Here is a 16,754-nt window from a genome sequence, read left to right as displayed (position 1 = left end):
TTAGTCATCCTTTCTTTCAATGCGTTCTTCAATAAACTTTGTTACAATTTTCTCATATCCTCCCGGGTCTTTTCTATAATTTTCTGAATGATCTGCCCCATGAACTATATATAACTGCTTTTCACCATTACAACTATCGTATAGTTTATAAGCCATAGATAAAGGTGCCTGCATATCTTCGTCACCGTGAATGATTAAAAGAGGAATATCGGTATGTGCTAAAGCCTTACACGCATCTGCGTCTGATAAATCAAAACTCCCCCAAATCTTTGTTCCTACATTAAGCATAGTAGGAAATAGATTTTTGGGTATGTATTTTGATATTTGCTTGTTATTATTCTGCTTTATCACGTCCAATGTAGATGTAAAACCACAGTCATCAATAATTCCATATACTGAATCAGGCAATTCCAAATCACTGCTCATCATCACAATTGATGCTCCCATTGAAACTCCCATAAGAAAAATAGGATTTTTATCTCCAAAGCGATTTTGTGCCCATTCTACCCAATCAAGACAATCATATTTTTCTAGCACTCCTAATGTTGAGAATTCCCCTTCACTATCTCCCTGTGCGCGTAAGTCACATAGTAGAAGATTCCAATTGTGTTTTTGTGTAATTCTATATATTGGCACGCCATCCAAATAACTGTGCCCCCACAATCCATGAAAAAACACAATTAAAGGCGCACCTTTTTCTCTTTCATAATAATGACCTATCAGTTTTGTATTATCAAATGCTTGTATCATAACAGTTTCATTTGATTGATTTTTTATTTTATATGCATCTATGAGAATTCTATATTCATCATCGTCTGCAGTACCTAAATCTGACCATGGAGTAGTTCTTCTTTCGCAGGTTCGCTGAAATACCAATCGGCTTCCAAATATAACTCCGACCATGCATATAGCAAATCCAATAACAACTGTTATAAAGTATACTTTTTTCTCTTCACTTTTGATTTCATTCCTTTTACATAACATTATTGCTTCATTTTTCGTGTTCAAATAGTTATTTTCGTAACTCAAGTTGGTATTTCTGGCAAATTTACAATTTATAAATACCTCCATCTATCACACAGCAATTTGAACTGTCCAAAATCTTTTTTACGTATGGATTTATCTAACAGTATATATTTATTCTGTTGTCGTGGCGGGTTTGCAAAGCTTGATAAATAACGTTTTCGCAGCACAACAAATCCAGATTGTACCGTTTCCTCATCCAAATCTTTTGTTCTTGAGTACCCTAAAACCATAGTATCCAGCATACTAATCTGAAGCCATTCATCTGACCTTAATATTTGTTTGTCTTTTATCCAATCTCATAAATAAAGCATAATCCAATAGTGATCAATTAACTTGACATTTCCTCTACTTTTACAAGTTATAAGTTCTTGATAATCGGCAATTTGTTATGAGTAATCCTATTAACCATACTAATACTTAATTTGAATTCCTCCGTTTTATGCATTAAAAGTAGAAAAACAATATTCGGAATCAACACACTTACTACAACGAAAAAGGCAAATGCACCCCATCCAGAAAAAGTCACCTTGTAGGTCAGTACAGCGATGATTATACCTGAAAACACTGTGGCTATAATCCACGATACAAACATTTTAAAATAATCCTTGAATAATGAGGTATCATACATAACTGTAAATATGTTTTGTAATAACCAAGGAATTTCTATAACTGCCAAGGCAACAATTGTAGAAAGTACAATTCCATATATTCCAATATAATTAACAGAAATTAAGTTCAAAGCCAAATTTACTATAGCGGAAATTAACGGTCGAAATCTATCCTCATGCCAAATTCCTCCGGCATTCTTAAAAACATTAAGCAGTCTTGTCGTTTCATATAAATAAAAATAGACACATAAACACACTACAACTGAAAACCCCATTAAAAACTTTTCACCAACCCAAAGTCTCATAAAAGGTTGAAATATTCCCAAAAAGCAGCTTGTGCACATTCCTGTTAACCAAAAAAACATAAATGTAATTTTCTTTAAATCTGTATAATTTTTTTCCTTGCTTTCAGTTATGTAACTGTTTCCCAATCCTGCTGTAATAGAAGTTAAAAGTATTTCCATTATTCCGCATACGGAAGACATTACAAAATAATAATTCTGATAAACTGCTAAAAGAGTCAATCCTAAAAACGCTGAAATAACTATTGTATCAGCCGAATTTAAAACAACCCCTCCGAACTTTGCGATAAACAAATCTTTTATACGTCCATTAATCGAGCCCACTGTATTTGCATCTAATTTCCCTTTTGGATAATAATCAGGATACATTTTAGATACAATTATAGAAGTTATGATGTTATTTGTGATTTGGCTAACAATTGCAACAATTAAATACAGATAATAATTTCTAAACACATATATCATAAGGAATTGTGTCAGGAACTGAACCGTATTAATTGCCAATGAAATTTTACTAGTCACATCGGTTCTCTGATGCGCCATTAGCAAACTATTTTTATATGCAAACAACCAATACGAGAAAACAGTTGCCGCCAAATTTAATAAATATAATATATGTAAGTCAAGATTTTCTGGAATACTTCCTTTTACAAAAAAAGGGATAAGAGGCGTCGCTAATAAACCCGCTACTGCAATGACACATCCTATAATTCTATAATATATTTTATAAAGTCTCATCAATGCACATATCGTAGCAGTATCTTCCTCTGCTATTGGCTTGTACATGCTGTACACCATTGCACTTCCAACACCCAATTCTGCCAAATTTAGCACTTGAAGAATTGATGTAAACAAGCTATTTAAACCAACATACTGAACGCCCATGAAATAGATCATTACAGTTCTCATTAAAAACGGAACTATCATTTGATAAATTTTTAGAAGCGTACCAAACATCATATTTCTTGTTGCGTTTCTAGTTCTACTGTTCGCCATATCTAAATGCTTTGCTCCTTATCTTCCCACTCTATGCTCTTCTTGCTGGAACTCCTACAAGTGTAGATCCTTCTTCCAAACAACTATGCACAACAACTGCACCAGCACCAATTTTACAGTTATCAGCAATTTGAATATCTCCGATTATTACTGCACCAAATCCAATATCAACATTTTTACCAATAACTGGCGCTCCTCCACTTTTTCCATCATTTCCAATACAATTATTACCATGCAGACAGCATCCTTGACCTATTGCAGCATTACCATTTATGATAATTGTTCCGTGATGATAAATCGTAATCCCTGGTTCAAAAACAGTTGCTCCAATATAAAAACCAATTCTGTTTCCAATCGTATTTTTTCTTCTTGCCCAATATAGTCTCAAAAGTCTACCAAGCTTATTATTTTTTGAGATATAATATTGTTCATGGCGTAAGCAATACATATACTTTTTTATTTGAACCAAATGATCATTGGTTCTTTTCATAAACAAATCATTTTGGGTATCGTAATACTTGCGATCCATGTCGATTGCGTCTTTCATTTCTTTTCTACTTTTGATAATATACAAGTTTGTCACCTCCTAATTTAATCATCCTCTGCATAATTTGTACTTTTCCCTATAAACATTAACAATGCTAAAACAATCAAGAAATAACTTCCAAGTGTTATTTCTACCATAGAAATGACAATAAATGTATACAACAGCGCCATATATGATTTGCTATATCTGTCCTTTTGCTTTACCATTGCAATGCACATTATCGTTAAAATTAGAAAGGCTCCTACAATTCCATATGAAACAATAATATCAGCCAGACCATTCTGAGTATTGCCTCCCCTAGCAACCGTATACGACATAATATGGTTATTCTCTGCTCCGAAGCCAAACCACGGATTCATCATCAAAAGTTTTAGAACATTTTGATATATCGTCATTCTACCAGTAAGTGTTGTATCTTCATGCAAAAAATCAACAATAAAACTATTTATGGGTCCCCACGTTAGAATAGCTGAATTAATAAACAAAAGTGAATCGCAAAACAGAATCAATACAATCGCTACAATGGGATTCAAAATTATTTTTTCAAACTTTTCCTGAAATAAATACAGCACTGCAAACAAAACACATGCAACCGCAGCAGTCGTGCATGTCGATGTTATTGCAATAAAAAATGCTATCCCCCATAAAACGATTAATGTTGTATTTACTTTCTTTGCTTTCTCTTCACGCATATTAGCATATAATGCAACTGAAAATATATGTAAATATGATAAGTTGAATTTGTTTCCTAACAGCAAATTGCCTTTATCCTGTCCAATACCCCCAGTAAAAAAGCCATGTACATCTGCAATAAAACAATAAATCAGCGTACAAGCAAGCAAAACTCGTATAGCAGTTTTTTCCTCTCTTACCTCACAGGCATATTCCAAAGCAATAAATGGTGCAACAGTTTTAACAACAGCAAATATAATATTAATCAAACCATATCCCGACAAATCCCTATTCATCCATGACGAATATCCCACGCTAACGCTCAAAAGAATTAAAATGATATTTATCAAACAGTTTTCTTTTTTTATAAACGCATTTATATTAATGAAAACAAGACCAATTAACGCAATCGCAGCGTAACGTTGGATTTTCAAAAATCCAACAAAATATTCCTCTTTGAATGCTATGAATGACAGATGAAACATCAACACTGTCATTATAAATGTGATAAGTTGTTTTTTTCTTACAACCATGCACATCCTCCTTACTCCACCTACTATTATATGTTCAACTGTTCTTTTTCTTTCCAACAAATATCCGGAAAAAAATCCATTCCTGCTTAAAAATAAATGCTAATAAATATAAAATCCTTTTTGGTTTCTTAGCAGTTTTCAACTGCTTTCTTGCAATGGTTTGAACTTCGTTCATACCACAAATTTCTTTTACCCTTACTCTTCCATCTGCTACCGAGTGATTTTCTGTCTTCCTGTATTCATTAGGAAAGCATGTACCAAAAATCAACTGCCATAAAAACATATTTTGAAACTCATCTATGTGTTTATTCCTTACATGACTGTTCTCAATAAATATCATAAATGATCTATATAAGCTCACATATTGCTTTGGAAGCGATTCACGATACTTTTGGGTAAGACTTCCAAATCGCAAATCATAATAATAGCAAGCGTCATTTACAGCATACACTTTCTTTGCAAAACAAAGTGCTTCCAGATTAAATAAAAAGTCTTCACTTCCCACTTTACGTTCAGAAACAAAAGTTAAATTATTCTCTATTAGAAAATCTCTTCTATAAATGTGTGACCAGGCTGAAAGCACATATGAATTTACCGATTTAAGTGCCTCTTTCATTAATGAATCAATATCCTCAACGGAATCGTAGGAACCCTCCTGAAGAATATTCTTACATAATGTTGTTTTTCCATCCACATGACGATAATAGTTAAACTTAACAATATCTGGTACTTGAGACGCTACCCCAATATCGCCAATTGCTTTCGTCGCTATTACTTCAAGAAACGTAGGTGTAACCCAGTCGTCAGCATCACACATATGAATAAACTGACCTTTTGCTTCTGCTATTCCTGCGTTTCTTGCACTGGATAATCCACCATTCTCTTTATGAATACACTTTATAAAATCGTATTTTCCAACATAAAAATCCGCTATTTCACTAGTACGATCTGTAGAGCCATCATCCACAATAATTATTTCGTAATCTGTGAAACTTTGTGCCAGAAAGGATTTAACACATCTATCGAGATATTTTTCAACATTATAAGAAGGCAAAATAACTGAGAAAAATGGTGTCATTATATCTTTCCCCCTTTAATTTAAATTTTCTTCAATCAGCTGAATATATTTATTAATTTCTTCTTCATTTCCTGTTCTTTCTTTTTTCAAATTCTCAACAAGCTGATTTCTTAATTGCTGATTTTCGCTAAGTTGCATTAGGCCCTCTGCAACACTTTCTCCATTCATCGATACAATTAGTCCGTTTTCTCCATTATTTATTGAAGCCCCAACCGTTGCATAATTTGTTACTAAAATAGGCTTATTGAGTATTTTTGCTTCATCCAATGCAATTGACTTTCCTTCGTATCGGGATGTCTGTGCGAAAATATCGCAACCAGCAATATATGGATAGGGATTTTCCTTTATACCGACAAGTTTTACCTCTTTTACAAGTTCATTTGTCTTGATTAGTCTTTCTAATTCCGCTCTTAGTTCTCCTTCCCCCAGTATATACCAAACAAACTCTATTCCTCGCTTCTTTACTTTTGCGGCTGCATCAATTGCAATTTCATATCCTTTTTGTGGAGCTAGTCTTCCAATAGATACAATCTTTAATCCCTCATACTGGAAAAAGTCATCCTCCGGGACCAACTTTGCAGCATTCCGAATTATTTCTGGTGAAGAGATATTTTCAAGCACAAGAGCCTTTTTTCTAAGATCCGGATAAACTCTGGCAAAACTATCAACGCAATCCTGAGATATGGTTACAACTCGATCCGCTTTTTCATAATAATTTCGCTCATAGTCATAGTCTACATCCAACTTTTCAAATTCATTATGAATCCAAAGAATCTTCTTTTTAGCCGTAACCTTATCAATCACATAATAGTTTGTCGGACCATTCATGTAAGAAATTGCCAAGTCATATCTTTTTTTGAGCTTTGGCAGATGCTTTCCCCATAATTCCCATCTTTTCTCGTTCCAACTTAGATTTTTGCATAAAAATCTTGATTTTATTTGCCAACTTGCTTGATTTATCAAGTCTCTGCCATTACACACTTTCTTTCTACGCAAACTCATAGGCGTGGCAAAGTTTTCCAGTTCGTACTGATTGTTTAAAAAATGAACTGTGCTAGGAATCTGCTTCATGTACATTCCGTTAGGATTTGCGACGATTAAATCGACATTCCATCTATCTTTTGGTAACCGATTCAAAAAAGAGATAAGGCTCTTTTCCGCACCTCCACATCCCATTCCATAACAAACAATCAATACATCTTTCATTTTTTTCTCCTATCTACTTATGTCATTTTGTTACCGCTATCGTGTGCTTTTTCTTAAGTTTCCTGATATATTTTATTGTACCAGTCGAATACAAAAATTTCTTTGCTTTCTCAATTGCATAATCTTTGATCGTAATTGGTGCAACCTGATTAAGTGCTTTATTAATTGGCATTTCTGCTGCTAAGCAATAAAACTCATCCCGCTTTTCATTTGCTTTTGCACTGTTTCTAACCATGATTCCATTATATTGAACCAGTTCTTCTGTATCTATAGAAAAACATTCAACTTCTGATGCAATCCCTTCCATAACTTTCTTACCTTTTTCAGAATGCACAAAAATTGAAGAGTATCCCTTATCATCGTCTTCCCTTCCGGTCAATTTTGCGTATTCATAGCAATCAAAAATTGTGATATCGCTCGGACGTTCCAATCCTTTAAATGCACAATACGCACACGATGGTCTCGAAGCCAATTCACTGACAAAGGACTTCATGTAAGGATCCACTCGCCCTGAGCCATAGTAGGTCTTTCCATTATCAAAATCAATTTTCATCGTTGTCGTATGATATCCATACGTTTTATGTTTGAACCGTGCTCCTACCATTTTGCTGTTGAATTTTTCTTCCATAAAATTCACATAGTTTCTCCACAATCCTGGTGAAGGAACACCACGACAGACAAAATCTACACATAATAGGTTCTCAGGTTTTTTCTTTAAGTAATGCAAAAGTCCGGCAATTTGACATGGAGATCCTGTGAACATCACATACACTCCATCTAGCAATTCTTTCTTTATTCTTTCAAACGTATTTCCAAGTGTAGATTGAACAAACTTTGACCCTCTCATTTCCTGAAGCTGCGCAGTCGTTGTTGCTCTTTTACAAATGACATTCATCATTTCATCGTAGCCTGTTCCATAAACTACGCCGCCATTATGCAGCACATATTCTGCCAGAGCTGTGAACCCACCCCCGGATGTACTTTCAAAAAGGACATTATTGTTTTTGATTCTCAGAATAAATCCTTTCGTCTGTTCGGGATTCTTTTCTACTTTATTAATAATAGGACAAGTTGCATCACATATTCCGCAATCCACACATTTTTTCTGATCAATCACAGGATATAGAAAGCCTTCTTGATCTGCTTGCATTGCAATTGCTTTTTTAGGACATGCGTTATAGCAAGCCGTACAACCACAACAATCTTTTTTATCTTTAATTGTAATCACCTGTCCTCATCTCCCTTATTTCAAATTTTCCAATACCTTTAAATAGTAGTTTTGAAAGTTTCTTGCAACATCTTTTTCGTCAAATCCTGCCCGCTTTAATTCTTCACAGCGAGAATATCTTTTAAATCCGCGGAAATTCAGGATTTCCCGAACCCATTCCGCCTTATCATCTGAAAGAGGAAGGTATTTTACACAGTTTGTGACACCAACTTCCTTTGTAATTGTATCAGCAAGAATTACAGGCAATCCTGAAGCTTGTGCTTCGACACCAGCCACTGGCAGCCCTTCACAGAATGATGGCATTACAAAAACGTCGATTGCTTGATACATTTTAGGCATTTCATCCGTTGTCCCCATAAACCGGACACTGTCTTCTAGATTCATTTTTTTAACTTTGTCCTGAATTTTCTTATACAATTCGCCATCTCCAAAGAGCAATAGAACTGCATCCGGGCATTTACTATGAAGTGCAGAAAACATTTCTATTAAATACTCATGATTCTTCTGTATATTAAATCTCCCGGCATGTCCAACTACAAATTTGTCTTCCACACCTAATTTCTTTCTCATTTCTTTCCTGAGAGATACATTATAAGAGAATTTTTCCAGTGCTATACCATTAGGAATAAACTTATACTTCTGATTTTTTACAATACTCTTCGGGAATGAAAACTGTGCTGCCAACGATGAACACGCCCAAAATTCATCAACAAAAACGGGCATAAATAGTTTAAATATTTTTGACATCACCACTGAGATTTTATTTCGATATACAGCGTTTCCTGCATTATGACTATGAAATGTAACATGCTTTACTCCCGCCAATTTTGCAATAAAGACCGTTGTCATATCCGAAGCGGGACCACCATTTAAATGTAATACCTTTATGTCATTGTCTTTAAAAACCCGGTATAATCTATACCATCGAACAAAACCTCTATGCCATTTATTGCTTATCTCATCCGCAGATGCAATTAATTTTTGAGACCCCATTTTGATAACGACATCTTCCAAATCCTCATGTCGATCATGTAAAACAAGATAATCAAAATTAATTTTTTCTCTATCTATATTTTTTTGAATGTTGATCATCATTGATGTAATGCCACCAACCCCCAAAGGAGCTGTAACTAAAATATGTTTTGCTTGGTTCACGATTTATCCTCCCGCAATTTTCCTCTGTTTTATGGCAGCATTTATTCAATTATACTCAGCCCATGAATGCTGCATTAATATACTGATCTGTTTTTTGTTTCAATTTCGCCAATTTACAATAAACTTTTTCGTAATCAATAATTTTCTGAATAGTTGAAATATCTCCTGAAAATCTTCTATCACTAACACCAAGATTTTGACAGAGAGAATCTATTCTGGAGTTTTTCGATGTTGCACTTGTGTTTGCATAACGATTAAAAATCATAAATTTCTTTTCATTGATGATAGAGAAACACGTTCCGTGAAAGGAATCCGTACAGACGTACTCTGCACCACGTAACAAATTCAGAAAGCGATCCGGTGCAACATCGTACGGCGCATAATCACCAAAGCTCTCATCATCCTCAACATACTGATCCATATGACGCAAAGCCACTATTTTAAGGCCTGTTGATTCCGCTAATTTCCGAACCTGTTTTCTGTATTCTGGATTCGCACCCAAAAAATACGCAAAAATATATGGCTCATCCATTTCCTTTTTTATTGGAATCAGCTTTTCCCACTGCTCTTTATCAAAGTTAAAAACAGGGTCCAAAATCACCGGGGCATCCAATCCTGTTAGTTCTTTTACTATTTCACTTCCACGGTTTTCTCTCATGCTGATATAGTCTAACCGTTTTAGAAAATCTGCTGTTCTTTTTTTCTGATACCATGGAATTTGACCAACACCAAAACTTGAAGCATACGAGATTTTCCTAATATGATTAGGAACAAACATCAAATTATAAAAATTTGTAGGCAATCCCGCTGGTGACCAAAGCTGATCACTTCCGGTTACAACTGCATCATATCGTTTTGCCCCTTCACACAGACCTTTATATCCACAAAACTCCGGAGATAATTTTGTAAAAGCTTTATTCTTAAATTGTTCAAAGGCCTTCATCCGAACTGCATCATTCTTTGCAAATTCCGGATGTTTTTTCATTCCCCGCTTTTTCAAAAAAGCTTCATATTTATCATTCAAAAGTACTCCATTCAATAACCGTGGAACAGATCTTATCTTTTCTGTTATTGTAAGTTTCTTCTTATATCTTATTAATTCATAATCAATTCCACGAGATTCAAGCATTTTAACTGTTGCGAATGCTTGTAGCATTCCACCATAATTCTCATGAAAATACTTAATACACACACCTATCATTTAACTCTCTCCTGTTCACGCAGCAAATTCTTATAGATGTTTTTCATCTGCTGATGAGAAATATCCAGTCTAAATTCTTCTGCTTTTTCTACGCATGCCTTCCGCATCGAAAACCTTGCTTCTTTATCACTAAGTAACTGGATTTTATCTGCAAAGGCATCCGCATCCCTAGGAGAGCACAGGTATCCAGTTTGGCCATCTATAACGTAGTCTTTAATTCCCTGTACGTTGCTCCCAACCACAGGCACTCCAGATGCCAAAGCCTCAATTCCAGCTACTCCAAGGCCTTCACGCAATGACGGAAGAACTGCGATGTCTGCACATCTATTTATTTCTGGAATATCTTTTCTGAATCCCAAGAAGATTACTCTCACATTTTTTTCTTCTGCATATTTTTTCAGAAAATCATATGTTCCCGAATTACTCATAGCCTTCCCACAAATCAAAAATACATAGTGTTTGTCATTAATTTTTGACAAGGCTTCAATGATAACTTTATGGTTTTTTCGAGTAGACAATTCCCCAACTTCCAGAATTGCGATATCACTTTCTGAAAGCCCCAGTGACTCTCGATACCTATCTCTGTCTATTTGACATTCATGGTATCTTGACGTATCTACTCCAACGCCATTGATATGATAGACATTTTTACATGCCATCTTTTTCATTTGAGTATAATCTTCTTTATTAATTGTTATAATCCCATCCGTCATCCATGAACAAAACCACTCTACACCGCCATAGACGATTTTTGTCTTTAATGAAGACCCCTTCGGAAAAGTTAATCCATGCGTAGTATAAACTACTACACATCCTTCTTTTCTCTTGCGTCTTGTAGCAATTCTAACAATTGCTCCCGGAATAGGCGTGTGGACATGAACAAAATCAAAATGATATCTATTCAGTAATTCTTTATACTGTTTATATGCTGTAAGACTTTCTTTGCTTACTGGAGATGTTGATGAAAAATCGATCTGATGAAATGTAACTCCAATAGATGCAAATCGCTCTTTAGGTACAAAAGTAGAAACTGAATTTCCGTTTGCTGCACAATGTACTTCATATCCCATTTCTTGCAACAGCTTCATATCCGGAATCAAAAATCCGTTTAGAAATCCACCTGTTGCCGCTACTATTAGTGCTCGTTTCATCTCTCTCTCCTTTTACTTTTCCATCTGCTGTGCGATATCAGCATCCACAATTTCCTCGCCAGTCTTGTGCTTCAGCTGCTCCTTGGATGCTTCACTCAGACCGTTGTTGATCACACAGTTCATATCGCAGGTGCTGCACTTGTCCAGATCCTCTTTAGTGACTTTGCCATCACGGTAGTCGCGGCAAATCTTCAGTTCATACATGCTGTACGGATGTTTGGTGAACAGAGCTTTGAACTTATGAACCAGAACCCAGGTAGCAGGCTTCCAAATGTACTTGTGCATAGCAGGACTTACACTACCAATCATCCAGCAGTCACGGTCGCAGCAACGAACCTTTGCACGAACTTTCTCAGCCTCCGGGCTATTCCACAGCTCATCCCAAGTCTGATTGTTCAGGTTGCCCATAACCTCTTTATCCTTGGTACCATTGCAAGGCATGACATCACCATACGGATCGATGAAGAAGGTATCGAAGCTCATGTCGCAAGGCAGCAGACGCTTCTGGCCGTAAATGTAGTTGATCAGGCCGTGGTTAAAGTATGCACGGAACCACTTCTTCGGGCTATTGCTGCGGAGCAGTTCATTGACCAGATTCTCGAAGTTCTTTGCGACCATCGGACGGTCATGAATGATATTCTTGGCCTCAACGAAGTAGAAGCTGTTATGCAGAGATGCTGTTGCGAACTCCATGCCCATCTCGTCAGAAATCTTGTACAGAGGAACCAAGTCAGGTGCGTTCTTGTCCTGAACAGTCATACCGAAACCAACGTCCTTCATACCCATCTCACGCAGCTTCTTCAGTGTGCCGTAGCCACGCTGGTAGCCGTTCTGCAGACCACGAATTTCGTTATTGGTCTGCTCAAGACCTTCGATAGAAATACGAATACCGATTTGAGGAAACTCCTTACACAGATCAACGATACGATCTGTGAAGAAACCGTTGGTCGAAATAACGATACGGTCAGACTTCTTATACAGTTCGCGCACAATATCCTTCAGGTCGGTGCGGATGAACGGCTCACCACCGGTAATGTTGGTAAAATACATCTTCGGCAGCTTCTTGATGGTCTCAATGCTGATTTCCTCCTCCGGCTTGGAAGGCGCTTTATAACGGTTGCACATGGAGCAACGGGCGTTGCAGCGGTAAGTAACGATGACCGTACCATTTAACTTCTTTTCTTCAGACATAATTAACTCTCCTATTATTTACTCTCTCTTTTATGAATGTTCAGATTTTATTTAAGGACCTCTCAGCACATGTTAGTAATAGAATCAGACAGTGTAGATAACCATAACAACTGTAAATATGTATACTCCGCATAAAAAAGAAAACGAGGTTTGTGAAAGATGGTATCAACCGTTCAAACACAAATCCTCCTAATTCATCTTTTTCGTTTTAAACGACATGTATCCAAGCATTACCAGTAATATCACATGTTTTCATTTCAATGATTCACTCATATGCGTCTTTTATTCTCACAGTTTTTTATACTACATTCCATATTTTTCAAAAAAAGCATCCGTCCGTAACCGTTCCGATCGAATTACACTATATACTTTTTCGTAGTCAATGGGGCTCTTCATCTTTTCAGAAATACACGCGGCATCCCCCGATGTGACCATCCGATCTTCCAAGTGCAACATCGACATCAATGAATAGAATCGATCATTTTCAGCAGCACCCGATCCCTTCTGCACAAAGAACAAAAATTGCTTTTTAAAAATGATACAAAACAGCATTCCATGATATGTATTGGTAAAGATACAGTTAGCATTTTTATAAAGGCCAAGCCATTTCTCAACAGTTGGAAAAATCGGATTTTCATTCAAAAACAATGTGTAATTAGACGGAGAAGTTACTATTAACTTCATATTTTCATCCGCTGCATATCTCTTTATTTCATCAAATGAAACATTCTTTTTGTCTCCAAGATTTAAGAAATAACAATAGCAATAATTTTTTTCTTCAATGTTTGCATATGGATATTCACCCATATCCAGCAAGAGCGTTGGATCAAGAACTTGAACTACCTCTTTATCCACGATTGACTCGACCATATTAACTGCGGTCTTTTCTCGCACACTAATACCATCGAATCTGTTCAGCCACGGCTTGATTTTTTCAGCTATTTCTTTTGGTAAAGAGGGTCTGCCAAAGCTTGCAGCGTATGAAAGTTTGATTGCCTCATCTGGAGCATAATTCAAGAATCTACTTCCCGTTGGATTTCTCCAGATTTGATCACTCCCCGCAATAAAGCAGTCTGCCTTCGGACAATTTTTATACATTGCCTTTTCTGAAATATACCCCTTCGTGGATACAGCAATATTGTCCTTAATAAATCGTCCCATTTCAAACTGTGCAACTGCCTTGGCACAGAAAGGCTTAAACCATTTAATGTTTTTCAGCCTTTTCAGAATCAAAACCGGATTGGCACGATAGTCCCTTAAATGTTCTGGATCATGCCCCCTTTTTTTCAAATACTTCTGTAATGCATAACACTGTAGGGTTGATCCGTAATTGATATTTGTCCGAATATAACTATATGTGGAATTAATTGATATTTTCATTTTGATCACTCTCCCGATAACAGTTTTCTTAAAAATTTCATTCGATAAATCTGAACTCTCAGCTTATCTGGAATATGCGTCTTAATCATATTCTTCGCCGCATAGACCGTTTTTTTCTTTCCAACTGTATCGTTATAGTTTTCTTCTATTTTTTTGTATCCCTCCATATAGTAGTTTTCTAATACAGCATCACGCGCTTTACCACGTTTTGATGGCTTTAAAAGATTCGAGTTATGTCGTGTTATAGAAGCCAGATCTACTTCATACATAACCATCTTTTCCTGCAATTTAGACAAATACTGCATTCCCTTCTCAGTATTAACCATCATGCAGTTAATGCCTTTTCGGATTGAAAGTGCTGGGTCATTTCTTACTATGAATTCCGGATGTTCTATTTCTATAGCCCAGTAATCGCCGAATGTAAAATCGCTCACTCTGTTAGTATTTGACATTTCACAGCTGAAGCAATTCTCACGCGAAATATCTCCTCTCAAATAGTGTATTTCATGTGAGGCTCCTTCTTTTGGAAAACGCTTGATTTTGATTTTATTCTTATCGCCATTGTCATAGTAGGAATAACAGAAATTGCTTCCCCATCCAGCTTTTTTATCTCTGAATATATAATCTGTTATTACAATATTTTGTTCTTTTTCAACTTCTCTTAAATAATCATTGAATATTGTTTTAGATGTCACTCCATGGCATATTACATCCACAACAATCAGATTTTCATACTCATTGTTCAAAAAGGACTTCAGTCCTAGTGCCTGGCAAGGAGTTCCGCCAAAGAGAACCAATTTTCCATTTTTTAAGTCCTCTTTGATTTGCTGATATGTTGTTCCTATATGGCTAAGAATATATTTTGAATTCAGGATAGATTGAAGTTCATCTACATTTGTCACCCGAACATGATACGCACTATATTCGCCATTTATCATTTTTCCAGCACAACCATAGCAAACTCCACCTGTTTCAAGAACAATTTCTGCCAACATTTGAAATGCTGCTCCTGAAGCTGAACGTTTCAGTTTTTCAGCATCCCTTGATTGCCCTGCATAGCATTTGATTGGACTGTGCCGTTCTATTTGCATTCTCCTAGCACACACTTTGGTACATAAGCCACAATCGACACATTTGTCATCGTTAATGACTACTTTTTCATATCCATATTTATTTACGCCAATACCAATAGCGTTTTTAGGACATGCATTTGCACAGGCCATACACGCCGTACACTTTTCCTCACAACAAATAGTGCCTTTCACTTTTTTCTCCTACCTATAAACCTTCATAATTTTCTCGTAATACTCATCAATGGTATCGAAGCTGATGTCCTTGCAGTTCGCACTGTACTCCGCACACAGCTTCTTATCACCCCAGAGCTTTTCTATCTTTTCTTTCAAATCTTTCCCGTTACCGCTCTCAAACAGCTCGCCAGTCTTGCCGACCTGAATCAGTTCCGGGATGCCACCTATCTCAGCTCCCAGCACCGGCGTGCCGTACATCTGGGATTCCATTACGGAGAACGGGCAGTTCTCATACCACTCAGACGGGTAAATGGAGAACCGTGCCTCACGGATAAGCTTTTCCAGTGCTTCGCCTTTCTGGAAACCAACGTTCTTGATGTTCTTAATACCATTTACTGTCTCTTCCAGCGGGCCAGTACCAGCGAAGATGAACTGCACATCCGGCAGCTCCTTACAGACCTTGATGAGTGTGCCAATGCCCTTCTCCTCAGAGAAGCGGCCGAAGTAAAGGACGTAGTCCTTTTTCTCCGTTTCCTTCCACTCCACCTTGTCGATAAAGTTGTGCATTGCCACGGTCTTGGTCGCAAACAGAGGATTGCTGTCCATCTTGCTCTTCATGAACTCGGAACAGCAGATCATCGTATCAATGTACTTATATGTACCCTTCCACTTCCAGAACTCGGCCTCCATCATGCCAATGGCTGATTTCGCAGTAGAACCATGGATGCACTTGCCTTTTACGCAGTTCATGAAATGACCGCCGAGGCACTTCTCACAGTTCTTATGAGTATTCGGGTTGTTAAGCATATGGTTCGGGCAGACTAGCTGGTAATCATGTGCTGTAAAGACAATTTTGCACTTATGCCTTGTCTTTTTGCACCACTTCATGATTTCCAGAATCATGGATGGAGTCAATTGATAGTTAAAATTATTCAGGTGACAGACATCCGGCTGGAAGTCGTCCAGCACTTTTCTCAGCTGTACTCTTGCTTCTTTGCTGTAGATTGTCTTAATCGGGTAAGTCAGCTTGCTTAATTTACTTCCTCCGTGGAAGTCCATGTCACTTGTGTAAGCATTAACATGGTTGCCAACGCATCGGCCTTCGTGTTCCATACCGAAGTACTGTACCTTATGCCCTGTTTTTTCCAGATGTTCGCCTAATTTAAATATGTAGGTTTCTGATCCGCCATTCGGATACAGGAACTTATTTATCATCAAAATCTTCATTCTTCT

The 16,754-nt window shown here is 36.8% G+C and carries 14 protein-coding genes; all 14 read right to left on the bottom strand.

Annotated elements, in window-relative coordinates; all coding sequences use genetic code 11:
• Positions 1–1,029 (bottom strand): alpha/beta hydrolase, encoded by a 1,029-nt coding sequence (locus LIR34_RS12755; RefSeq protein ID WP_173901772.1) that lies wholly within the window; start codon positions 1,027–1,029, stop codon positions 1–3.
• Positions 1,030–1,384: 355 nt separating this feature from the next.
• Positions 1,385–2,932, bottom strand: a complete 1,548-nt coding sequence (locus tag LIR34_RS12750) for an oligosaccharide flippase family protein (protein ID WP_173901771.1) — start codon at positions 2,930–2,932, stop codon at positions 1,385–1,387.
• Between the two features lie 31 nt (positions 2,933–2,963).
• Positions 2,964–3,506, bottom strand: a complete 543-nt coding sequence (locus tag LIR34_RS12745; protein WP_173901770.1) for a serine acetyltransferase — start codon at positions 3,504–3,506, stop codon at positions 2,964–2,966.
• Between the two features lie 17 nt (positions 3,507–3,523).
• Entirely contained in the window at positions 3,524–4,684 is a 1,161-nt protein-coding gene (locus LIR34_RS12740; RefSeq protein WP_173901769.1) for an O-antigen ligase family protein, read from the bottom strand.
• Between the two features lie 34 nt (positions 4,685–4,718).
• Entirely contained in the window at positions 4,719–5,762 is a 1,044-nt protein-coding gene (locus LIR34_RS12735) for a glycosyltransferase (RefSeq protein WP_173901768.1), read from the bottom strand.
• Positions 5,763–5,777: 15 nt separating this feature from the next.
• Positions 5,778–6,968 (bottom strand): glycosyltransferase, encoded by a 1,191-nt coding sequence (locus LIR34_RS12730; RefSeq protein WP_173901767.1) that lies wholly within the window; start codon positions 6,966–6,968, stop codon positions 5,778–5,780.
• 22 nt (positions 6,969–6,990) lie between these two features.
• Complete coding sequence (locus LIR34_RS12725) at positions 6,991–8,196, bottom strand: Coenzyme F420 hydrogenase/dehydrogenase, beta subunit C-terminal domain (protein ID WP_173901766.1); 1,206 nt, start codon at positions 8,194–8,196, stop codon at positions 6,991–6,993.
• Positions 8,197–8,211: 15 nt separating this feature from the next.
• On the bottom strand, positions 8,212–9,351 hold the full coding sequence (locus LIR34_RS12720; protein ID WP_173901765.1) for a glycosyltransferase: 1,140 nt from the start codon (positions 9,349–9,351) through the stop codon (positions 8,212–8,214).
• Between the two features lie 55 nt (positions 9,352–9,406).
• On the bottom strand, positions 9,407–10,552 hold the full coding sequence (locus LIR34_RS12715; protein WP_173901764.1) for a polysaccharide pyruvyl transferase family protein: 1,146 nt from the start codon (positions 10,550–10,552) through the stop codon (positions 9,407–9,409).
• Positions 10,549–11,703 carry a glycosyltransferase family 4 protein gene (locus tag LIR34_RS12710; RefSeq protein ID WP_173901763.1) on the bottom strand — a complete coding sequence of 385 codons (1,155 nt, stop codon included), beginning with the start codon at positions 11,701–11,703 and terminating at the stop codon, positions 10,549–10,551. The genes LIR34_RS12715 and LIR34_RS12710 overlap by 4 nt, the downstream gene beginning before the upstream one ends.
• Before the next feature lie 12 nt (positions 11,704–11,715).
• On the bottom strand, positions 11,716–12,894 hold the full coding sequence (locus LIR34_RS12705) for a radical SAM protein (protein ID WP_097778591.1): 1,179 nt from the start codon (positions 12,892–12,894) through the stop codon (positions 11,716–11,718).
• A gap of 303 nt (positions 12,895–13,197) precedes the next feature.
• Positions 13,198–14,274 (bottom strand): polysaccharide pyruvyl transferase family protein, encoded by a 1,077-nt coding sequence (locus LIR34_RS12700; RefSeq protein ID WP_173901762.1) that lies wholly within the window; start codon positions 14,272–14,274, stop codon positions 13,198–13,200.
• A gap of 5 nt (positions 14,275–14,279) precedes the next feature.
• Entirely contained in the window at positions 14,280–15,539 is a 1,260-nt protein-coding gene (locus LIR34_RS12695; RefSeq protein ID WP_173901761.1) for a Coenzyme F420 hydrogenase/dehydrogenase, beta subunit C-terminal domain, read from the bottom strand.
• 9 nt (positions 15,540–15,548) lie between these two features.
• A complete protein-coding gene (locus LIR34_RS12690) occupies positions 15,549–16,748 on the bottom strand; it encodes a glycosyltransferase (RefSeq protein ID WP_173901760.1) in 1,200 nt (399 codons plus the stop codon).
• Between the last annotated feature and the right edge of the window lie 6 nt (positions 16,749–16,754).

Source organism: Blautia sp. MSK17_66, from assembly GCF_020538025.1.
Classification (GTDB): Bacteria; Bacillota; Clostridia; order Lachnospirales; family Lachnospiraceae; genus Blautia_A.
The sequence above is the reverse complement of the archived record's forward strand: the minus strand, read 5'-3'. Positions and strand labels throughout refer to the sequence as shown.

Excerpts from the sequence above, each read along its gene's own strand:
- LIR34_RS12750 (WP_173901771.1), bottom strand. The coding sequence starts at position 2,932 with ATGGCGAACAGTAGAACTAGAAACGCAACAAGAAATATGATGTTTGGT.
- LIR34_RS12740 (WP_173901769.1), bottom strand. The coding sequence starts at position 4,684 with ATGGTTGTAAGAAAAAAACAACTTATCACATTTATAATGACAGTGTTG.
- LIR34_RS12735 (WP_173901768.1), bottom strand. The coding sequence starts at position 5,762 with ATGACACCATTTTTCTCAGTTATTTTGCCTTCTTATAATGTTGAAAAA.
- LIR34_RS12730 (WP_173901767.1), bottom strand. The coding sequence starts at position 6,968 with ATGAAAGATGTATTGATTGTTTGTTATGGAATGGGATGTGGAGGTGCG.
- LIR34_RS12715 (WP_173901764.1), bottom strand. The coding sequence starts at position 10,552 with ATGATAGGTGTGTGTATTAAGTATTTTCATGAGAATTATGGTGGAATG.
- LIR34_RS12710 (WP_173901763.1), bottom strand. The coding sequence starts at position 11,703 with ATGAAACGAGCACTAATAGTAGCGGCAACAGGTGGATTTCTAAACGGA.
- LIR34_RS12705 (WP_097778591.1), bottom strand. The coding sequence starts at position 12,894 with ATGTCTGAAGAAAAGAAGTTAAATGGTACGGTCATCGTTACTTACCGC.
- LIR34_RS12700 (WP_173901762.1), bottom strand. The coding sequence starts at position 14,274 with ATGAAAATATCAATTAATTCCACATATAGTTATATTCGGACAAATATC.
- LIR34_RS12690 (WP_173901760.1), bottom strand. The coding sequence starts at position 16,748 with ATGAAGATTTTGATGATAAATAAGTTCCTGTATCCGAATGGCGGATCA.